The sequence below is a fragment of the Methyloceanibacter sp. genome (genome assembly GCF_035650995.1).
GTDB lineage: Bacteria > Pseudomonadota > Alphaproteobacteria > Rhizobiales > Methyloligellaceae > Methyloceanibacter.
Genome location: NZ_DASRGO010000129.1, coordinates 1 through 19731, shown reverse-complemented (window position 1 = coordinate 19731; position 19731 = coordinate 1). Strand labels below are relative to the sequence as shown.

The window sequence follows — 19731 nt, the reverse complement described above, 5'->3', positions numbered from 1 at the left end:
CGCCTCCATCGCACGCTTACGCATCACTAATGCGACATTAGCACCGGCACTTTGGCGTGACGCAAAACGTGCCGGGTGGCGCCGCCGAGCACATATTCGCGCCAGCGCCAATGGCCATACGCGCCCATGACGAGAAGTCTGTTCTCGCCGTCGGACAGATCGACGAGCACTTCACCCACATCTTTCCCATGTGCAGCCGCCGTCTCGAGTTCGACGCCGAGACCGGACTGCTTCAAGTAGTCCGCCATCATCGCCAGCGTATCATCACGGTTTTGATATTCGGCGACGCTCACGAGCTTGATCTGCTTCGCTGCCGCGAGGAACGGGCGCGCGGCGGCAAGCGCGCGCGCCGCCTCGACGGTGTCCTTCCAGGCAACGACCACGCTGCTCGCCTCGACGCCCCGCGCGTCCTCCGGCACCACGATAATCGGGCGGCCCGAATTGAACAGGGCGGCATCGCGCGCGAGCGCGAAGAACAGGTCCTCGTGCGCGCCGATTGCGGGCAAGACGGCAAAATCGGCGGCTTTCGCCCGCGTCGCCACGCTGTGCGTCACCGGTCCCTCGATGGGCAGAAAGGCGGCGCGAACGTTGGGCAAGCGTTGCGATAAGGCTGTAAACCAGGAGTGGGCCTGGCGCTGCTCGAGCTCGACCTGCTTTTTTCCGACGTCGATCAACTCCTCAAAATAGGCCGGGCTCAGCTCGGTCGCATACGGCAGACGGTCGGCCGGCGACGGGTAGGCATGCAATACCTCCACAGCAGCGCCGGAACGGCCGGCCAGGCCGAAGGCGAGGGCCGCAGAAGACTCCGTCGTGCCATGCTGATTGACGGGAAGCAGGACCTTGACGAGTCGCATCGACAATCCTCGCATCGCTCCCTACCGCTCTCCACGCACAATAGTCAGTGCGCGGGGCCCCGCATTTCGGCCTTGATGCCGGTCAAGATCGAGTCCTGAAATTCCAAGGCATGGCGCCTTGATGCAACTCAATGAACCTTTAGCGACTTCACTCATGTTAGAGTTGACGACGTATCAACGAGAAGGAGCGCGCCATGCAGATTCCGCTGCAAATCAGCTTTCGTAACATGGACCCCTCCCCCGCCGTCGAAGCTCGCATCCGCGAGAAGGCGGCCAAGCTCGAGCGTTTCCACGACCGCATCATCGGCTGCACCGTCGTGGTGGAGGCGCCGCACCGGCACCATCACAAGGGCAAACTCTACGACGTGCGCATCGAGATCAGCCTGCCAGGCAAGAATGTGGTGATCGATCGCGCCAAGCCGATCAATCATGCGCACGAGGACGTGTATGTGGCGCTGCGCGACGCCTTCGATGCCGCAGTCAGGCGCCTCGAGGATCAGGCGCGGAAGATGCGCGGCGGCGTGAAGAACCACACCGCGCCGGCCCACGGCAAAATCGAAAATCTTTTCGACGACTACGGCTTCATCACCACGGCGGAGGGCGATGAGGTCTACTTCCACCGTAACAGCGTTGTCGGCGCCGATTTCTACAAGCTTGAGGTGGGGAACGAGGTGAGCCTGGTCCTCGCCGAGCAAGAAGGTGAAAAAGGACTCCAGGCGAGCACGGTGAAGCCCCTCGGCAAGCACCACATCGTCGAATAGCCGGTCACTCGTCCCAGAACGCCTTGGCGTCTGCAAACCGGGCAAAGGCCCTTTCGGCGTCGGCGAGGAACCTTGCGCGCGAGGCTTCTTCGCGCGCGGGATCGGGAATGGCCGCCTGCATCTCCGGCGCAACCCCGTCACCTTCCGCCCGGCCCATCAGACCGTGGCGGGTCTCGAGATCATTCAGGCCGCCGAGCGCGTCCTGTAGATCCTTGAGCGCGGAGAGCAGTTCGTCTCGACGCTTGATGTTGCGTTCGCCGGGGAAGGTGCTGGCAAAGAACTCGGTGGCATAGCGGAGGCGCTTCGCGCGGATGCGGAGCTTGTGGCGCTCAGCCGCGCTGAGCTGGCGAAGATCCTTGCCGCGCTTCCTGATTCCCTTGCGCAAACGGGCGAGTTCGGCGCTCGCGCGCTCGACGATGGGACCCTGCGCCGCTTGGCTCGAGGCCCAGCCCCCCACCTCGATCCACTCGGCAAGGCTGAGTAAGGCCTTGCGATGGCGCTCCGATCTGAGCGAGTCGATCGCTCGGGCATAAGCCGCCTTGCGGCGTTCCTCGAAATCGCGGAGAGCCGCCTTCACGCCCGGGTCCTTGGGCCGTGCTTTTTGCAGCGGCTTCAGCACGTCGGCGGCGAACACGTCGAGGTCGCGCGCCGGACCAAGCTCCTGCGTGATCCATTTCAGGTCGTCCTTGATCGGCTCGTCGCTGCCATCGGCCAGCGCGTCGGAGAAGATCGAAATCGCGGCGCGCAGGCGCCGTAGGCCGACGCGCATCTGATGCAGGGCCTCGGCGCGACCGGCGAACACTGCGCGCTCATTGACGATAATTTGCCTGAGGCAATTTCGGGCGATCGCCCGGAACGCCTGCGCAGCCGTCATGACCGGCTTGATATCGACGTCGCCCGCCTTCTCGACGGTGAAATCCTCCTGCGACAGAAGCTCGAAGCCGCGTTCGGCCTTGGTCTTGACGGCAAGCCTGAGTGGGACCGTTTCGCACAGCGCGCGAGCAAGCGAAAAAAGCTGCGCAGCGTCGCCCTCTTTCAACTCAAGCTCGACCTCGCTGATTGGCGCCGTACGTGCGCCGGCCAGAATTTCACCCTCGTCAAGAGCAACCTCGATGGTCGAGCCGCCATGGATAACGCGGCGAAGGGTCCGCTGCATATTCATCACGAAGATCGGCCGAAGTGACGATCGGCGACCGCCGGTCAGCACAGAGCGAAGCGGCGAACCATCGGCGACGTCAAGATCGGGAGAAGAGTCGGCGATCTCCTGTTCCCACTCGGAACGCTCGATGAGATCGGCCTTGCTTGCCATGGACTTGACGGTTTGGACATAGCGGCCCTCGCTCTCGCGGACGCGCAGGAACACCCCGGCCTTGGCGAGTGCGTGATTGGGAGTGTCGAAATAGGTCGAGACGAGCCGCTGTTCCACCGGCGCGCCGAGAGTCTTGGAGGCGAGCAACGGATCCGACTTGACCTGAAAAGCATCGGTCGGATCGAGCTCGAGTTTCAGCTCGATCTCCTTTCCCGTTTCCACCGACTTGCTCGCAACCACAATCGACTCCAGTCATACGCCACGGTCTCACGCGCTGAGGCGGCGCCGCGCTTTCCATGCAGTGGATTAAGTGCCGTGGCAAAGCGAATGGCGAACGGGGCCCGACCATCAGCCCGCGGCGACAAACCTATATAATACTGTCACAATCAAGCCCGTTGTCACCCCCGGCGCGACACCTCCCCTTGGTGGCGAAGTCAGGCAAATTCAGGTGGTCCGCTTATGTCATTCCGCTGCGCCAAGTTCGGCGTGCCGTCCCTCTTTGGCCCTATTGCGGCGCCATGTCTCGACCTCGGCAAGGAGCGACTGTGGCCGCTCGGTTTCGATCCCGAGTTGGCCGAGGAAAACCTCGCCGCTATCGCCATCGAGCGATATCCAATCCCCTTCCTGAAGCGAAACGGCGCCGAGCTCAGCCCGGTGCGCCGCAGCGTGAACCGCCAAGCTTGAGCAGTTCACCACGCAGGCCTTGCCCATTTGGCGGGCGATGAGCGAGGCATGAGCGGTGCGGCCGCCCATCGCGGTGAGTGCCCCGGAGGCGGCGGCGAGTCCCGCGACGTCGCTCGTGTCGATGTCGGTGCGGATCAGCACAACCGACTCGCCTGAGGCGGCGAGGCGTCTGGCGCTGTCGGCGTCGAAGGCGGCGCGGCCCACGGCAACGCCACCCGCTGCTCCGATCCCCCGCGCATTTGGCGCAGGGTGAGAAGCAAAGCGCGCAATCGAAAGGTTGCGAAGGTCGACGGTATCGAGCCGCTGCAACGCTTCCTCGGGCGAAAGCAGGCCTTCATGCACGAACTCGACGGCGACCTTGAGCGCGGCGCGCGCCGTGCGCTTGGCTGTGCGGGCTTGCAAGATCCAGAGCTTTCCGTCTTCGACGGTGAACTCGACATCCTGAACGTCGCGGAAATGACGTTCGAGCGCCTTGAGATGAGCGCCGAGCTCGGTCGCAATTCGGGGAGCGTTAGCCGCGAGTTCCTTCTCGGTAAGCGGGCGACCGCGCCCCGAGACGACATCCTCGCCTTGCGCCTCGAACAGAACATCGATGACCGGACACGGGTCGCCGGTCGAGGGATCGCGCGAAAAGGCGACGCCTGATGCCGACCCGCTTCCGCGATTGCCGAACACCATCGCCTGCACCATGACGGCGCTTCCCTTGAGATCCCCGTAGCTTTGGAGACGGCGATAGGTCGAGGCGCGCTCGCTGCTAAAGGAGCGGTAAACCGCGCGCGCGGCATGCGCAAGCTGCTCCATCGCGTCGTCAGGGAGAGTCTCGCCTGCGGCGGAGATCAGGTCTTCGTAGAGAAACGAGAGCCGCTCGAGGGCCTCGCTATCGAAATCGAGATCGTTCGCGGCCGAGCCCTCGGCAGCGAGCCGATCGCGCTTCGCCCTGAACGAAGCGATGTCGAGGCCGAGCACAGTCTCGGCATAGGCTTCGAGGAAGCGGCGGCGGCAGTCCCAGGCAAAGCGCGGATTGCCCGTCATGCGGATAAGGCCGCGGGTCGATTCGCTGGTGCAGCCGACGTCGAGCACCGTGTCGAGCATGCCCGGCATCGATCGCGCCGCCCCCGAACGCACCGAAACGAGCAGAGGCGTGCGGCGATGGCCGAAGCGCCGGCCGGTCTCCTCCTCGAGAAAGGCGATCCCCTCGGCAAGGCCGTCGGTGAAAGCGCGCTCGGCGTCCGCCTCACCCGCCAGTAGCGCCGCGCCAAGGTCGATCGGCAGGACGAAGGCCGGAGGCACCGGCAGTCCCAAACCGGCGACGCGAGCGAGGTTGGCCGCCTTGGCTCCGATCGTCTCGGGACCGCCCGCTGCGCCCATCCCGGTCTTGATGCGGAGGACACCCATCATAGCGTTTACCCCACCCATCGTCGCACTTGCCCCTATTTCGACAACTCGCCCATGACATGGGTGTGCAGCACGTGGCCGATCAGCGAAAGACGGTCGCTCGACCGCTCGAGAGCTCGTGCAAGCTCGAGCGCGACCAGGCCTCCCTCGCGCAAACTGCCTGTCCCGAGCACGAGCCGGGTCATCGTCCGCTCGACGTCGTCGGCCGCGTGTTCGAGGTCGGCGAGACGGACGGTGGCCTGAAGCGCATCCTCGCTTTCGGCGCTGCCGCCATCGCCCCCGGCGAGACCCGCCGCCGCCTCGACCCCGCGCGCGGCAGCCTCTGTGCCGGCGACCGCCGCGGCGGAGAGAGAGCCGAGCGGGACGATAAGACGGGGCTCGATGTCGGGCGGAAGAAGCGAAGCGAGGAATGCCGCCTGCTCCAGCTCGTCGATTGCGTTTTCGGCGGCGTCGACCAATGCGGCGATGGTCGGAGCCGCTTGCGTGCGCACGATGGTTTGGCGGACGTCGACTGCGATCGCGTCCGCCTTCTCCTCGATCCTCCTCGCGCGGCCGGCATTGCGTGCGGCCTCCGCTTGGTGGACGCGACCGCCAGCGATGGCAGCCGCTATCCGGGTGGCGATGTCGCGGGCAAGACCGAGCTGCCGCACGACAACGGTCAGAAGCGCGCTGTCGTTGCGCTCGATCCGGCGCATCAGATCGAGCTCGAGCATCTCGCGCACGGAACGGGCGGAACGGCCCTCGCGCAAGGCCTCGGTCGAAAGCCTGAGCGCGCTTTTCACGAATTTGAGCGTCGCCTCGCGGCCGAGGAGGTCGGCAAGCTCTTCGCCGAACCCGAGCCGCGCAGGGGCCGCGCGCCGCACGGCGGCGGAGATCAGCTCGGAGCCGCCAAGTTCGAGAAAGGCGCGATGGCCGAACTCATGCCGCGCCGCCCAGTCGAGGGCACGGACGGCATCGCTGTTGCCGATCAGCCCGCGCAGCGCTTTGCGCGCCTTGTTCCAATCGATGAGGAATACGAGCGAGGCCCCGACCGCTTCCAGGAACGCGCACAAATCTTCGTTCGCCGCGGCGCGATAGCGACCGGTGACGAGGTAGAAGACCTCGCCCTCGGCGAGACCTTCGGCGCTCGTTTGATTGAGGCGGCTCCAATCGACCTTGAAGCGGTCGAAGAGGTCGACGAAGAACTTCGCCCGCGAGGAATGCACGTCGCTGTGGGTGACGGTGACGGTCATGTCCTCGACGCTGACGACGAGCACGTGGGCGTCGGTAGTGCCGATATCGTTCTGGATGATGAGGCGAGTTTCGCCGCGAACGGCCGTCGTATCGAGTCCGGGATGGTCGAATTTGAGCGCGCGCGTGCGCGCAAGCCCCTTCATGAAGACTTCGATCAGCGACCTGTCCTCGGGATGGAGACCGTAGCAGCGCACGCCATCGATAGTCTCCTCGGCGCATTGCGCGGTCACGCTGTTGAGCGCCTTATGCAGATCCATTACCAGGCGATGCAGGCTGTCCGCCTCGCCGACTTCGGTGAGCTTGGCGATGGCCGCCTCCGAGAGGCGCCCGCTGCCGAGATCTAGCGCACCACGGATCGCCTCCAGACGAGCTTCTGCCGCCCTGCCCACCTCACTGTCGCTCATACCAACCGCCTTGATCATCGCGGCGACTGTCGTCGAGCAGCGCCTCGTTCAGCTTGGCAAGACCGAGAGCTTCGATAAGACCGGTTCCATTGGCGCGCGCGCCCGCGATCAGAGCGCGCGTGGCAAAGGAGTCGATGCCGGCGGCGCCGCACTCGGCAACGAAATCCGGCGCGGGACCGTGGGGGTCGCGAGCATGTTGCGCGGCAGCCTGCAGCACGCTCATGCGAAGCTTGGCGCGGTCGTTCGCCGCGAGCGCGCCGGCCAGCAAGTTTGGCAGCATCAACTCCGACTGGCCGAGCTGCTCGATGATCCGCGATTTCATGACGTCTCCGGCGGTAGGATCGGCGCGAATGCCAGGATCAAAATGCCAAGGCTATGTGGCAGACGCATTGCGCCAGATCAGTCGTCTTACTGTCACAATCGAGCTTGAGCCCCCAGGCCCTGCCGGGCCAGGGTTCGGGGACTGGCCTGGCGTGATGTGAGTGGCAGCGGGAGGCGGCGCTGAAGCCGCGCGGCTCAAGCCGTCAGCTTCGTCTCGGCATATTCGTGCGTCGGCAGAACCGGTGGCAGAGGCGTCAGGAGGCGCTCGGCGGCACGCACCGAGCCTGCGAGCTCATCGAACGAAACCGCGTCCTCCGGGCCCAAATATTCGACCCGGTTGCGACCGCCGCGCTTCGCCACATAGAGCGCGGCGTCGGCCCTGCGAAACAGAGCGTTGAGGTCGCTGTGCAGCCCGGAATCGGAGGCGGCGCCTACGCTCACCGTTGCGCCGACGGGCTCGCCGTCGATGATCGCGGCCGACCTGGCGAAGGTGCGACGGACCGCTTCGGCCCGCTCGAGCGCCGCGCCCACATCGGCGCCGGGGAGGATGGCGGCAAACTCCTCACCGCCCAATCGCGCGACGATGCTTGAGCCGTTCAGGCATTCTTTCGCTCTGGCGGCGAACAGCTTAAGGGCGAGATCGCCCTGCGCGTGCCCGAAGCGATCGTTGATCTGTTTGAAATGATCGAGATCGAAAATAAGGACCGAGATCGGACCGCCCAACGCCGCCCGCTCCTGCGCCAGAACGTCGGCAGCTTCGAACAGAGCGCGCCGGTTGGGAAGGCCGGTCAGGGCATCGGTCAAGGCGTTGGTGCGCTGTTCCATCTCCTGACGTTCCTTCGCCATCGAGAGCACGACGAAGGCGAGCGCGATGCGCAACAGCAGCGTCAGCAGAATGACGGTCGGGAACCAATTCGACGAGAACACGGCCACCACTTCGTGGATCGGCATGATGACGTTGAGCGGGAGCCAGGAAAGGCAACTCAGCCCGCTGACGATGAGCAGCGCCACGGTCGGCCAGCGCGAGGGCAGAGGTTCGCCATCGACGCGTGAGAGCTCGAAGGCGGCGGCAAAATTGTAGACCGCCGATAGCGTGCAGATGACCACGAGACGATTATCGAAGCCGCTAAGATAGCCGGTATGAGCGAGCGTGAGGAAGACGAGCGGTCCGAACAGCATCCAAGCGACGCTGACCCGGTGATGGGCGAACTGCCGCGAGGCCTGCCATTTCACCGCTTCCGACAAAACCATCAGCGCGGTACCGAAAGTGACGAGGTCGATGTCGTTCTGCAGCGAGGAGGGCGCGGCGATGATGACCCCCGCGGCCTGGAGCAGAAGCGCGAATCCCCACCAGCCGACGAACGTGCTCTCGCGCTCGCGCGCCCAGGTGAAAATGAGAACGAGGCCCAGCACCACGGTCACGGTGATGCTTGCGGCCGACATCGTCAGCATGTCGAGATGCATGATCGTGTGCCCCGGAACGACCAAAGACGCAGTCAAGCAAATGATATCGGGGAATTCGTCCCCCCGTGGGATCACCCCCGCGCCGGGACAGTAATCGAACCTTCATCACGATGGGCTTTACGCGCCGGCGACAAATTGAGCGAAATTTTAGCGATGCTGCACGTCGTCAGGCGTTGAGCAGCTTCATGTAGAAGCGCTTAGCGGCGCGCATGCCGAACATCATTTCGGCGACCATGCGGCCGGTCGTGCTGCCGCAATATTCGTAATCGACATTGGCCTCGACGATGCGCCCTTCCTTGCCGACCAGACCGCGCTTGAACCGGCGCAAGCCCTCGCTCAAGCTTTCGCCGCCGAGGTCGTACCATTTGTACCCCTGGGCCGAGAGGCGCCCGACCAACCACCATTGCAGTGCGTAGCCCGCGTTCAGCTCCAACATCGCCTCATCGCTCCCGCCGAAGAGATACTGGGCGATGTCGCCAGCCAGCAGCAAGGCAGCGCCCGTCACCGGCCGGCCGCGGTGATAGGCGAGAGCGATCTTCGGGCGAAGCGTCGGTGGCAGAGAGCGTGCAAGCTCGGGCAAGAGCAGCGCATGGCCCTGGTCGTGAAAGCGCTTGCGCCGCTTGAGCGAAACGTTGAGGCCGATGAAGCGCTCGATGTCGGCCTCGCTGTCGCCGAGAGTCATTTCGAGGTCATGCCCGAGCGCCTTGCGGAGATTGCGCCGCCAGCCCTGATCGAGGCTGTCCATCTGCCGTTCGCGGTCGATCGCAAGGTTGACGAAATAGCGGTGTGGATCGGGCGAGACGCGGCGAGCGCGGAATCCTTCGGTTTGAAGCAGTTTCGCCTCGATCACGGAGAATTCCGGGTGGAACCTCGGCGTGATCGCGAGGTGATGTCCGCGGCGAAGGCAATACTCGGCCCTGACGGCATCGATAACGGCGCGAAAGTGGGTGGGGTCCGGGGTGACGCCATGGCGACGCCAGAAGGGGCCGCCGCGGAGATAGGCAAGCCCCCGGGACAATCCCGGCTGGGTCAGAATGGCGATGCGCGCGCCTGCCACCGGCTCGCCGTGCTCGACCAGCACCAGTTCGCCGAGCCGTCCCTCACCCCAACGGAGGTTCGAGAACGCGGCCGTCTGGTCGTAGCTCACGTCGACGAACTCGGAGATGAGGTCGTCCCATTCCTTCGCCGCATGGCTATCGATGAGGACTTGGGTGCTGTCGCGTGCAGAAGGGCGTTGGCCCCTCTCCTGTCGCGGCACGTGCGCCATGCTCATGGCCCAGGCTCCGCGTGCCAAGCCGCCGTCTGGGGGTGAGCCAAGCCGCTCGCTTGCGAATGGCCGGCGAGCCCCATCGCACGCGCCGAGAGTGGCGGCAGCGAACCGTCGCGCGGCCTGCGGCAGGCAACGCGCGGGCGAACGCTCCACGCGTAAGTGTCGAGTGCGGGATCGATGACCCAATGCCCGATGCGATGCTCGTGTCTGGCGTGGGCCTCGAGCAACATCTGAAAGATTTCGCGGCCGACCATATGAACCCCGCGCGGGGGCGACCACCGCGCCGAGCGCAACACGAAGCCCCAATGGTTCAGATGATGATGCAAGACGGCAAGCGCGACAGAGGAGGCCTTTCTCGCGTGCTCGAACTTCGCCTCGGCGAAGAACACCCCGCCAAGGGCAATGCCGTAGAGACCGCCGACCAATGTGCCGTCGGGCGACAAGACCTCGACCGAATGGGCGTGCCCATCGCGGTGCAGTGTCAAAAAGGCACTGGCAAGATTAGGGGTCAGTCGCTCCTCGGCCGGAACCGCAGCGTCGCATGCGCTCATCACGCCGGCGAAATCCTCATCGAAGCTCGCGCTGAAAATGCGATCTCTCAGCAGGCGGCGGAGCGGCGATCCGATCCTGAACTCCTGCGGCGCGATCGCTTCGCGTCTCGCCGGGGATACCCATCCGGCCCGTTCGGGGTGGTGCTGGATCAGGAGACCGCGCCGATAGCCTTCGAGGATGCTTTGCGCATCCAGGCTTGCATGACGCTCAGATGGACCGGCAACCCGCTGCGCGGCCGTTTCACTGTGGAGGATCACCCCCATTTTCTCGCTCGCGGCTGCGCGTGGCGAAGGACGAACCGGCCCGCGCCTCAGCATGACGGTTGCCTTCCTCCGCCACCTGGCCAGTCCCGCGCGCAAGCGTCGGCGCAATGCGGGCTGTTCCGGTCCGGTGATGGTCGAATGATTGCAATCGATGATGTCCACCGGCTGCCTCCCTATCGCCGATCGTGAAGCAATTTGAAACGTTAACGCCGTGATCGGCGGTTAATGGGCCGGGACATGCATCGATTGTGCCGCTGGGAACAAGGAGGGACATCGAGGGATACGGCGTAAGCCGCATCGTCCCGTCTGGTAAACGGCGCGCTTGTCGTTAGAGAGCGAGGGATTCGCGAGGCTTCGGACTGCGCCACCACGCGCTGTCCTGGAGCGACCACCTTAACCAACCTGAACACGCGCTGGCCCGGGTTGAGCTTGCGGCCATGGCAACGGCGCCAAGCGACCTTGCTTGCTATCGAGACCGACTCTCGGCACCATGAAGATAATGGGCCTATTCACCCCGACGGCGCGCATCACGGCCATCCCCATGATGGCCGCGACCATTCCCATGGCGGGCCTCACCATGATGGGCATGAGCATGTTCACGGCGGCTGCTCATGCCATGCCTACGGCCATGGGCATGAGCACGCCTATGGCGAGGCTCATCTCCATGAGCATGAGCATGGCCATGCCTGCCTTTCTCATACCCACCCCCATGTGCATGGGCACACCCATGGGCACGAGCACGCCCATGGCGAGGCTCATCTCCACGAGCATGAGCATGTTCATGCCGACGGCACGCGCCACAGCCATCCCCACGGTCACGCACACGAGCATGCGCATGGCGATGCTGATCGCCACAACCACGAGCATGGGCTTGCAAACAGACCCGGTCGCAGCCATGCGCATCTTCATGGACATGATCCTGAACATGCCGGTGAGATGGTCGCCCTCGAGGCACGCCTTTTGGCCAAGAACGACGCACTGGCCGCAAGGAACCGGGCTTGGCTTGCTGGCCGGGAGATCCTCGCGCTGAATCTCGTGTCATCGCCGGGAGCCGGCAAGACGACGCTGCTCGAGCGCACCATCCGCGATAGCGCACCATCCGCGATCTCGGGGCTTCCGCTGTTTGTGCTCGAAGGCGATCAGGCGACGGCCAATGACGGGGAGCGCATCCGCGCCCGGAGCGCCGGCGGTCCAGGTCAATAAGGCGCCGGCTGCCACCTCGAGGCCGACATGGTGGCGCAGGGCCTCATGATGCTGAAGCCCGGTCCGGGCATTGGCTGAGCCTGGCTAATCGCCCAGCAGGAGGCGGAACAAGCCCGAATTCGGGCAGAACTCCTGCGGCTCGTTTGATGCGGGATCGCATTCAAGCAGCCAGTCGCGGCAGACGGCGACGGACGCGCAGCCGCGGCAGTGCGAGCGCGCCCTGACATAGGACTGTCCGCCGTCCTTGGCGATGACACTGAGCAGATCGACGCCGCAGCGTTCCATCATGTCGTCCATCAGGCCCTGACGGTCGATCATCTCGCGTGCGGTCGGCGGCTTGTCCGTTTCGCTCGACATAACGTGCCTCCCCGTCCCGGCTTGCCGTTGCCTCTTGTAACTTGGGCACTCGCGCAACCTCCACGCTAAGGAGACGCGCAGCCTTCTCCTTGATTCAGATCAAGACGGGTCGCGGCCCTGCATCCGCGGGACGCGTTGCTCCGTAACTCCGCTTAGACGGACCGAATCATGACCTTGGAGGGATATGGCAATGAAAAATCTCGGCAAAACCTATTTCGCGCTCGCGCTTCTGCTGCTTCTCGCCGGTATGGTGCAAGGCTTCTGGATGGGAGCCACCAATGCGCTGCAGTATAAGGACACGCATGTGGCGATCCTCCTGCCGGGCTTCGTGCTGATGGCGGTGTTCGGCACAATCTATCGCCTATGGCCGCGGCTCGAGAGAGGAGGCCTCGCCAAAGCTCAGTTCCTCCTATCGGCTGGCGGCGCCGCGCTCATGATCGCGGGCACGCTGCAACAGGCGCTGACGGGCAGCGTGGTGATTGTCGCCACGGGCTCGGCGGTCGCGATCCTCGGCGTTGCCCTGATGGCTTGGCTGTTCTTTACGTCAAGCGAGGCTTAGGCCGCGCTGCACTGCGCTGGCGGCACCATGGACGCCAGGTCGGCACGATAAAGGGCCGACATGGCGGGGGTCGTCTGTTCGGCGATGCGACGGAGCGCAACAAGCAAACCCAAGCACCGCTCGAACCGGTCGGCAGCAACCGGGCTCTCGTCGGACAGGAGCCGGCTGAGACTCTCGTCGAGCTCCGCGGCAGCGGCACTCAATTGGCCAAAGCCGATGGTGCCGGCCGCTCCCCTCAATTGGTGGGTCAGCCCCTGGGCGGCAGCAATCGAGGCGGGGTCTAACGCCGAGGCCGGAACTCGCTCAACGAGAAGCCGCGTCACCGCGTCAAGCTGCTCGCACAGCTTGAGGTAGTTCCGCTCGATCAGCGCGCGGAGCTCCTCTTGCACGGTCATCAGGCCGCCTGCCTTGTCGCGTTCGCCTGTTGCCAGATGGCCTCGAGGCGGTCGGGCAGCGAGAGCGGATCGAACGGTTTCTCGATCACGTCGGCGGCGCCACAGGCGCGATACCGATCGGTTTCGTGCTTCATCGCTCGTGCCGTCATGAAAACCACGGGGGTGTCGGCGAGGCCGGGAATCGAATGCAGCCGGTTGAACGTCTCGATGCCATCCATGCCGGGCATCATGACGTCGAGCACGATGAGATCGGGATGAAAATCCGGCGTGCGCTCGATCGCCTCGGGGCCGCTGCCGCAAACGTCGAGGCTGAAGCCTCCGAGCTTGGTCAAAGCGAATTCCGTGAGCGAACGAATGTCGGGCTCATCCTCGACATAGGTGATGCGCTTCAGACTGGTAGCCATCCAACCCCCCTGTACCCTGTGCCGGCAGGCCCGGGGCGAAGCGCCAGGGCTAGCCGATGTTGCAAAGGACCCTCGACCAATCGGACGCCTTTGACGCATGCCTCTTCAACGGCATCCGGGGCGGCTCGCGGTTCTTCTTGGCGCCCATCATTACACGCGAATTATCAATAAATTCTGCGCACTGCGTGGCTAACGCAACGAAACCGCCGTCATTAAAATTTGAATCACACTATTTGGATCTAATGCCTTCTGCGATGTCGGCGGCGCAAATCGAGCCGAGGCTAACCGAGTGTTCACCCTAAGTGCATACTCTATACACTCGCAACGTGCGTTCCGGCGATGTCGCACCTACGTATGGGTGTACGCCCAACGAACAGAGCACCGGGACGGCTGCAGCCACAGCCTAAGCGCAAAGGGGTATTATGTCTTTGCTTCGCACCGCTGAAGATCAGGCCAAGGCGCCGACCCTTTCGGGTTCGGCGAACGCCAAGCTTTCGATCTTGGTGGCCGAGGACAGTCCCGTCACCCAGGACCTGCTCAGATTTCTTCTGTCTCAGCGTGGGCACCAGGTTGATGTGGTCGACGACGGCGAGAAGGCTCTCCAAGCCTTGCGCGAGCGCCGCTACGCCATCGTTCTGATGGACTTCCACCTGCCGAAGATCGACGGCTTGGATGTCGTCAAGAGATTTAAGTCCTTGGGCGAGGATCCGAAGGGCACGCGTTTCATCGGCATGACCGGCGATGTCGAAGGCTTCATGAAGCACCCGGACAATTGGCATATCTTCGATCTCGTGATCGCGAAGCCGATCGATATCGTCCATTTGTGCGGCGTGGTCGAGAACTTCGAGCGTTACATGGCGTGGCGCAACCGGGAGGCGGGCGGCTCGATGACGGAGCCGACCCCGGTCATGCTTGCCGACGAGGGTGCCCAGCTGCCACGTTCGCCGGCTGAGGAGCGGCGATCGCAACGGATGAGGATCGCCCGCGGAATGACTCAGATCACACTCGGTAATGGCCAGATCTTCGACTGCAAGGTCATCAATCTTTCCTTGACGGGCGCCGCGCTTCAGCTCGATGTGCAGCCGGCGATCGGCGAGCGCGTGCGCGTCGGGCGGACCGAGGGCCGCGTGGTTCGCCATACCAAGGACGGGATCGCCGTCGAATTCGCGAGGGCCGCATCCTAGGCAGCGGCAAGCGGACTCAGATCGCGACCGAGTGCCGTGCCGCGCTGTGGCGGCGATACAGATCGAAGGCTGAGGCCGCCACGCGCACGAGGGGCCATCCGAGCTCCGTCATGCGCAGTCTTGCGTCGTCAAGCACGAGAAGCCCGTCCTGCGCCATCTCTTCGAGCAAGGGGAGCGCGTCGGCGTACCAGTCGGCCGGTTGTCCGAACCGGGTCCCTGCGCTCGCGAGGTCGACGAAGCCGTCGCACATGAGCCGTTCGATAACATAACCGCGGATACGATCGTCGCCGGCGAAGGCGCGACCCTTCCCGATGGGAAGGACGCCATCGCCGACGGCGCGCGCCCAGGCGCCGGGCTCGGCGATGTTCTGCACATAGCCCTGAGGCAGGCGACCGATCGAGGTGGCTCCCAATCCGATCAACGTCTCGGCGGCGTCGTCGGTATAGCCCTGGAAGTTCCGCCTGAGCGTCCCGGCTATAGCGGCCTTGGCAAGCGAATCCCCGGGTAAGGCGAAATGATCGAGACCGATCGCGAGGTACCCGGCGGCGGTGATCGCTGACGCAGCCGATGCGGCCTGCGCCGCGCGCTCGGCCGCTCGAGGCAAGGCCGCTTCGTCGATCAGGCGCTGCTTCTTCGCCATCCACGGCACATGTGCATAACCGAACAGAGCGATCCGGTCCGGCTTCAGCGTGAGGCATGCGGCGATGGTCCGCGCGAGCGAGTCCACCGTCTGGTGCGGCAGACCGTAGATCAGGTCGAAATTGATATTCGGAATGCCCGCGCCGCGCAAACCCTCGACAGCGCGCGCCACCATCTCGAACGGCTGGATGCGGTTGATCGCCGCCTGAACCTTGGGATCGAACTCCTGGATGCCGAAACTCGCGCGGTTGAAGCGGAGCGCGCCGAGCGTCGCGATCATCGCATCGGTCAGCGTGCGCGGATCGCTCTCGATCGCACGCTCGGCATCGGGCAAGATGTCGAAGCGGTCGCGGATGTTCTCCATGACACGGGCAAGATCGTCGGGCTCGAGCGCGGTTGGCGTGCCGCCGCCGAAATGGAGATGCGAGACCGCGAAGCGGCCCGGCAAAATGCCGGCGATGAGGGCTATCTCGGCAATAAGCGCCTCGACATAAGCGGCGACCGGCTCGTAGCGCGAGGCGAGCTTCATGTTGCAGCCGCAGTACCAGCAAAGTTGCCGGCAGAACGGCACGTGGAGGTAAAGCGAGAGCGAACGCGCGGGGTCGAGGCGCGAGAGCCAATCGCGATAGGTCGCGGCAGGAAAGCCCGCGCGGAGATGCGGCGCAGGCGGATAGCTCGTGTAACGGGGGACTGTCGCCGTCGCGTATTTATCCAAAAGACCGGTCATGAAGCCGATTGTTGCGGGTGAAGACCGCCTTGCCTATTCGGGAAAATACGGATGCGGGCGAGCTTCTCCCTCGATTCGACAAGCGAAGCAGGGCAGGCTAATTGGCGCCGCGAGGGCTTCAAGGCCAATCGTGGCGGGTCATGCGCAGCGACAGAAAGCTCATCATCACGGCTGACGATTTCGGCGTCGCGCTACCGGTGAACGAGGCGATCGAGCAGGCGCATTGCAGCGGAATCTTGTCGGCTGCAAGCCTCATGGTGGGAGCTCCCGAGGCCGCGGACGCCGTCGAGCGGGCCAGCAGGCTGCCGGCATTGGGGGTTGGGCTGCACCTGACACTGCTCAACGGGCGCCCGGTCCTGCCGCCCGAGGCGGTGCCGGGTCTGGTCGGGCCCGATGGGAGGTTTTCCAATGACGCCGTGGGCTTCGGCATCGCTCTCTACGCGTCGCCGCGCCTCCGCGACCAGGCCAAGCGGGAGATCGAGGCTCAGTTCGGGCGCTTCCGCCAGACGGGTCTTCCCATGGACCACATTAACGGACACCGGCACTTCCACCTGCACCCGGTCGTGCTCGACGCCATCGCGCGGCTTGCGCCTGACTTCGGCAATCCTCCGTTGCGTCTCCCCTACGAGCCTTATGCCGCATCGTTCCAGGCCAATCGCGACCGCATTCTCGGCCGCTTGGCAGGCTCTCTGTTCTATGCTGTGCAGGCGCACCGAATTCGCGGCTGGTTGGCAAACCACGGCATGAAGTCCAACGATCATGTCTTCGGGCTGCACGACAGCGGAGCGATGACCGAGACCCGCGTATTGCGGCTCCTCGGTCATTTGCCGGAAGGAGTTTCAGAGATCTACTGCCATCCGGCAACGCGGCGCTGGGACGGACCGGACGCCCTTCCTGCCTCCTACCAGCCCGAAGCCGAGCTTCGCGCTCTGCTCAGCCCTTCCGTCAAGGCCAGGATGGGCGCGATGGGTCTCAAGCCGCTCACCTATCGCGCGGCGGTCTCATGAGAATTGGCCTCATCATCGGCGCGCTGCTCGGACTCACGGTCGCGACCATCCTCATCGTCCATTTCGGCTGGCGCCAGGTCGTCGATGCCGCGCTCGCCGTCGGCTGGCAGGGACTCGCCACGCTGATCGGCATCTATCTCGTCTGCCTTCTCCTTTGCGCAGTCGCCTGGCGCATCGTGATCCTCGACGCGCCGCCCCGCGCCGTTTTGATCTGCTTGTGGGCGCGCTGGCTGCGGGAAAGCATCGGCAACCTCATCGCGCTTTTGCCGACGGCGGGTGAGATCGCTAGCGCGCGCGAATTGGCGCTCGCCGGCGTCAGGCCCGGTATGGCCGGCGCGAGCATCGTCGTCGATCTCACGCTCGAGCTCCTGAGCCAAATCGTGTTCACCCTGTTCGGCCTTGCGCTCCTGATCACATGGTATCGCGGGCTCGAAATCGGCCCGTGGCTCGTCACGGGCATCGCACTCTCGGTGCTTGCCGCGGCGGGCTTTATTCTCGCGCAACGCCAAGGCCTGTTTCGTTTCCTCGAGCGCCTGCCGGAGAGGCTCGATCTCAAATGGGCGTGGACAGTGCTGCCCGACACCGAAGGGATCCATGCCGGCATCCAGGCTATCTACCGGCATCGCGCCCGCGTGCTTTCCTCGGGCGCGGTTCATCTCGCCGCCTGGGCGGCCGGCGCGGGCGAAGCCTATGCTGGGCTCTATTTCATGGGGCACGCGATCGCCTGGTCCGACGCCTTGATTCTCGAGAGCATCGCCTTTGCGTTGCGCACCGCTTCCTTCGTCGTCCCAGCACGGCTCGGTATCCAGGAGGGCGGCTACATTCTCCTTGGGGCAATGTTCGGCCTGTCGCCGGAGGTGGCGCTCGCGCTTTCCCTGCTGAAGCGCGGGCGCGAGCTCGTTACCGGACTGCCCTGCCTCGTGACCTGGCAGACGGTCGAGACGCGGCGGCTCTGGGCAAGGACGCGCGGCGCAAAATCGTCAGGCTGATCGCCTAGAGGCGATGGATGGGCGCTATCGATGCGGTGCGATACGGCGCCTCGCTTTCTTCTCCGAGAGCCCCCATCGCCGTATGGGCGATGGCCGAGGCATTGAGGCCGGCCACTTCGTACATTTGATGAGGCTGACCGTGATCGATGAACACGTCAGGCAAAACCATTCCACGGATCTTCAACCCGCGGTCTAGAAGCCCGGCCTCGGCGAGATAATGCAGAACGTGGCTGCCGAAGCCGCCGACGGCGCCCTCCTCGACCGTCACCAGAACTTCGTGGTTGCGGGCCAGATCGCGAATGAGCTCGCGGTCGAGCGGCTTCATGAAGCGCGCGTCGGCGACGGTCGCCGACAGCCCGAAGCCCGCGAGCTGGTCGGCGGCCTTCAACGCTTCGGCCAAGCGCGCGCCGAGCGACAGAATGGCGACGGAGGTGCCTTCGCGCAGAATGCGGCCCTTGCCGATCGGAAGGACCACGCCCTCCTTCGGCAACTCGATGCCGGTGCCCTCCCCGCGCGGATAGCGCACGGCCGAGGGACATTGGTCGATCGCAACCTGAGTCGCGACCATGTGCCTGAGCTCGGCTTCATCGCTCGCCGCCATGATCACGAAGTTGGGCAGGCAACCGAGATAGGCGAGATCGAACGAGCCGGCATGGGTCGGACCATCGGCGCCGACGAGACCGGCACGGTCCATGGCGAACCGCACCGGGAGGTTCTGAATGGCCACGTCGTGAACCACCTGGTCGTAGGCGCGCTGGAGAAAGGTGGAATAGATGGCGGCCACCGGACGTACGCCCTGAGTGGCCAGTCCCGCAGCGAAAGTCACGGCGTGCTGTTCGGCCATGCCCACGTCGTAAAAGCGGTCCGGGAAGGCTTTGGCGAATTTGGCCAGGCCCGTGCCGTCGGCCATGGCCGCGGTGATGGCAACGACGTGGGGGTTCTTCTTGGCCGTCTCGATAAGCGCGTCACCAAAAACGTTCATATAGTTCGTTCCTGTAGACGCTTTAGCCGGGGCCCCGGTCTCGACGCTGAAAGGTGTTACGCCGTGAGACCAGCCGGGATTTTTTTCCGCGGGTTCGTACCCCTTGCCTTTCTTGGTGATGAGATGGAGCAGGACCGGGCCTTTCATGTTCCGGATCTTCTGGAAGAGTTCGACCAAGCTGGTCACATTATGGCCGTCCACTGGTCCTACATAATTAAAACCCAGTTCCTCGAACAAGATACCCGGCGCGATGACGCCCTTCATGTCCTCCTTGAGGATGTGGGCGACCTTGAGCATGGGCTCTCCCAGCGTGGCGGGGAGGCTTTTCAAGATATTCTCTACGGCGGTCTTGGCGCGGTTGTAAAAATCTCCAGTGATGATGCGGTTCAGGTAGCCGGCCATGGCGCCGACGTTTTTGGAAATCGACCATTCGTTGTCGTTCAAAATGACGAGCAGATCTTTTTTGAGATGTCCGGCGTGATTGAGCGCTTCCAGGGCCATGCCTCCGGTCAGGGCAGCGTCCCCGACAATGGCCGCAACCTTATAGTTCTTACCCTCGTGCTCCCTGGCCATCATCATACCGACGGCTGCGGAGAGGGCGGTGGAGCCGTGGCCGGCCCCAAAGGTGTCGTACGGGCTCTCGAGCCTCCGGGCGAAGCCCGACAGGCCCTGGTACTGCCGCAGAGTGCCGAGTTTGTCCCTCCGCCCGGTCAGCATCTTGTGGATATAGACTTGGTGGGTCACGTCCCAGACGATCTTGTCCTCCGGGGTGTTA

At 64.3% G+C, this 19731-nt stretch carries 20 protein-coding genes; 6 read left to right on the top strand and 14 right to left on the bottom strand.

Annotated features, from left to right (window positions below; all coding sequences use genetic code 11):
* Positions 1-26: 26 nt before the first annotated feature.
* Positions 27-854, bottom strand: coding sequence for a universal stress protein (locus VFB18_RS09810; RefSeq protein WP_324974269.1), 828 nt, complete (start codon positions 852-854; stop codon positions 27-29).
* 194 nt (positions 855-1048) lie between these two features.
* Here VFB18_RS09810 and VFB18_RS09805 point away from each other — a divergent pair, with 194 nt between their 5' ends.
* The gene (locus VFB18_RS09805) at positions 1049-1615 is read left to right on the top strand and encodes an HPF/RaiA family ribosome-associated protein (RefSeq protein WP_324974266.1); all 567 of its coding nucleotides are present in this window, start codon (positions 1049-1051) and stop codon (positions 1613-1615) included.
* Positions 1616-1619: 4 nt separating this feature from the next.
* Here VFB18_RS09805 and VFB18_RS09800 read toward each other — a convergent pair whose 3' ends face one another.
* From VFB18_RS09800 to VFB18_RS09765, 8 genes are all read right to left on the bottom strand, one after another.
* Complete coding sequence (locus VFB18_RS09800; RefSeq protein ID WP_324974263.1) at positions 1620-3164, bottom strand: CHAD domain-containing protein; 1545 nt, start codon at positions 3162-3164, stop codon at positions 1620-1622.
* Positions 3165-3386: 222 nt separating this feature from the next.
* Complete coding sequence (locus tag VFB18_RS09795) at positions 3387-5006, bottom strand: PEP/pyruvate-binding domain-containing protein (RefSeq protein ID WP_324974260.1); 1620 nt, start codon at positions 5004-5006, stop codon at positions 3387-3389.
* A gap of 32 nt (positions 5007-5038) precedes the next feature.
* Entirely contained in the window at positions 5039-6640 is a 1602-nt protein-coding gene (locus tag VFB18_RS09790; RefSeq protein WP_324974257.1) for a hypothetical protein, read from the bottom strand.
* Complete coding sequence (locus tag VFB18_RS09785) at positions 6627-6962, bottom strand: hypothetical protein (protein WP_324974254.1); 336 nt, start codon at positions 6960-6962, stop codon at positions 6627-6629. Before VFB18_RS09785 ends, VFB18_RS09790 begins: the two co-directional genes overlap by 14 nt.
* A gap of 194 nt (positions 6963-7156) precedes the next feature.
* Complete coding sequence (locus tag VFB18_RS09780; RefSeq protein WP_324974251.1) at positions 7157-8461, bottom strand: GGDEF domain-containing protein; 1305 nt, start codon at positions 8459-8461, stop codon at positions 7157-7159.
* 130 nt (positions 8462-8591) lie between these two features.
* A complete protein-coding gene (locus tag VFB18_RS09775; protein ID WP_324974248.1) occupies positions 8592-9698 on the bottom strand; it encodes a GNAT family N-acetyltransferase in 1107 nt (368 codons plus the stop codon).
* Entirely contained in the window at positions 9695-10564 is an 870-nt protein-coding gene (locus VFB18_RS09770) for a leucyl/phenylalanyl-tRNA--protein transferase (RefSeq protein ID WP_324974244.1), read from the bottom strand. Before VFB18_RS09770 ends, VFB18_RS09775 begins: the two co-directional genes overlap by 4 nt.
* 555 nt (positions 10565-11119) lie before the next feature.
* The gene (locus tag VFB18_RS09765; RefSeq protein WP_324974241.1) at positions 11120-11425 is read right to left on the bottom strand and encodes a hypothetical protein; all 306 of its coding nucleotides are present in this window, start codon (positions 11423-11425) and stop codon (positions 11120-11122) included.
* Positions 11426-11470: 45 nt separating this feature from the next.
* On the opposite strand from VFB18_RS09765, the gene VFB18_RS09760 reads away from it, so the two are divergent.
* A complete protein-coding gene (locus VFB18_RS09760) occupies positions 11471-11713 on the top strand; it encodes a hypothetical protein (protein ID WP_324974239.1) in 243 nt (80 codons plus the stop codon).
* An 84-nt stretch (positions 11714-11797) separates the two neighbouring features.
* Here VFB18_RS09760 and VFB18_RS09755 read toward each other — a convergent pair whose 3' ends face one another.
* Entirely contained in the window at positions 11798-12070 is a 273-nt protein-coding gene (locus VFB18_RS09755; protein ID WP_324974236.1) for a DUF6455 family protein, read from the bottom strand.
* A gap of 190 nt (positions 12071-12260) precedes the next feature.
* Between VFB18_RS09755 and VFB18_RS09750 the strand changes: the two genes are divergently transcribed.
* Positions 12261-12629: a hypothetical protein gene (locus VFB18_RS09750; RefSeq protein WP_324974232.1), complete on the top strand. Its 369-nt coding sequence runs from the start codon at positions 12261-12263 to the stop codon at positions 12627-12629.
* Here the strand turns inward: VFB18_RS09750 and VFB18_RS09745 are convergent.
* Together VFB18_RS09745 and VFB18_RS09740 are read right to left on the bottom strand one after the other, a co-directional pair.
* Positions 12626-13024 carry an Hpt domain-containing protein gene (locus VFB18_RS09745; protein WP_324974230.1) on the bottom strand — a complete coding sequence of 133 codons (399 nt, stop codon included), beginning with the start codon at positions 13022-13024 and terminating at the stop codon, positions 12626-12628. The genes VFB18_RS09750 and VFB18_RS09745 overlap by 4 nt on opposite strands.
* Positions 13024-13428: a response regulator gene (locus tag VFB18_RS09740; RefSeq protein ID WP_324974228.1), complete on the bottom strand. Its 405-nt coding sequence runs from the start codon at positions 13426-13428 to the stop codon at positions 13024-13026. Before VFB18_RS09740 ends, VFB18_RS09745 begins: the two co-directional genes overlap by 1 nt.
* A gap of 422 nt (positions 13429-13850) precedes the next feature.
* Between VFB18_RS09740 and VFB18_RS09735 the strand changes: the two genes are divergently transcribed.
* Positions 13851-14612: a response regulator gene (locus VFB18_RS09735; protein ID WP_324974226.1), complete on the top strand. Its 762-nt coding sequence runs from the start codon at positions 13851-13853 to the stop codon at positions 14610-14612.
* 16 nt (positions 14613-14628) lie between these two features.
* Here the strand turns inward: VFB18_RS09735 and hemN are convergent, their stop codons facing one another.
* On the bottom strand, positions 14629-15978 hold the full coding sequence (hemN, locus tag VFB18_RS09730) for an oxygen-independent coproporphyrinogen III oxidase (RefSeq protein WP_324974224.1): 1350 nt from the start codon (positions 15976-15978) through the stop codon (positions 14629-14631).
* A gap of 140 nt (positions 15979-16118) precedes the next feature.
* Between hemN and hpnK the strand changes: the two genes are divergently transcribed.
* Positions 16119-16985 (top strand): hopanoid biosynthesis-associated protein HpnK, encoded by an 867-nt coding sequence (gene hpnK / locus VFB18_RS09725; protein WP_324974222.1) that lies wholly within the window; start codon positions 16119-16121, stop codon positions 16983-16985.
* Positions 16982-17974, top strand: a complete 993-nt coding sequence (locus VFB18_RS09720) for a lysylphosphatidylglycerol synthase domain-containing protein (RefSeq protein WP_324974219.1) — start codon at positions 16982-16984, stop codon at positions 17972-17974. Before hpnK ends, VFB18_RS09720 begins: the two co-directional genes overlap by 4 nt.
* A gap of 4 nt (positions 17975-17978) precedes the next feature.
* Here VFB18_RS09720 and dxs read toward each other — a convergent pair.
* On the bottom strand, positions 17979-19731 hold a 1753-nt coding region (gene dxs, locus VFB18_RS09715; RefSeq protein WP_324974216.1), incomplete at its 5' end, for a 1-deoxy-D-xylulose-5-phosphate synthase.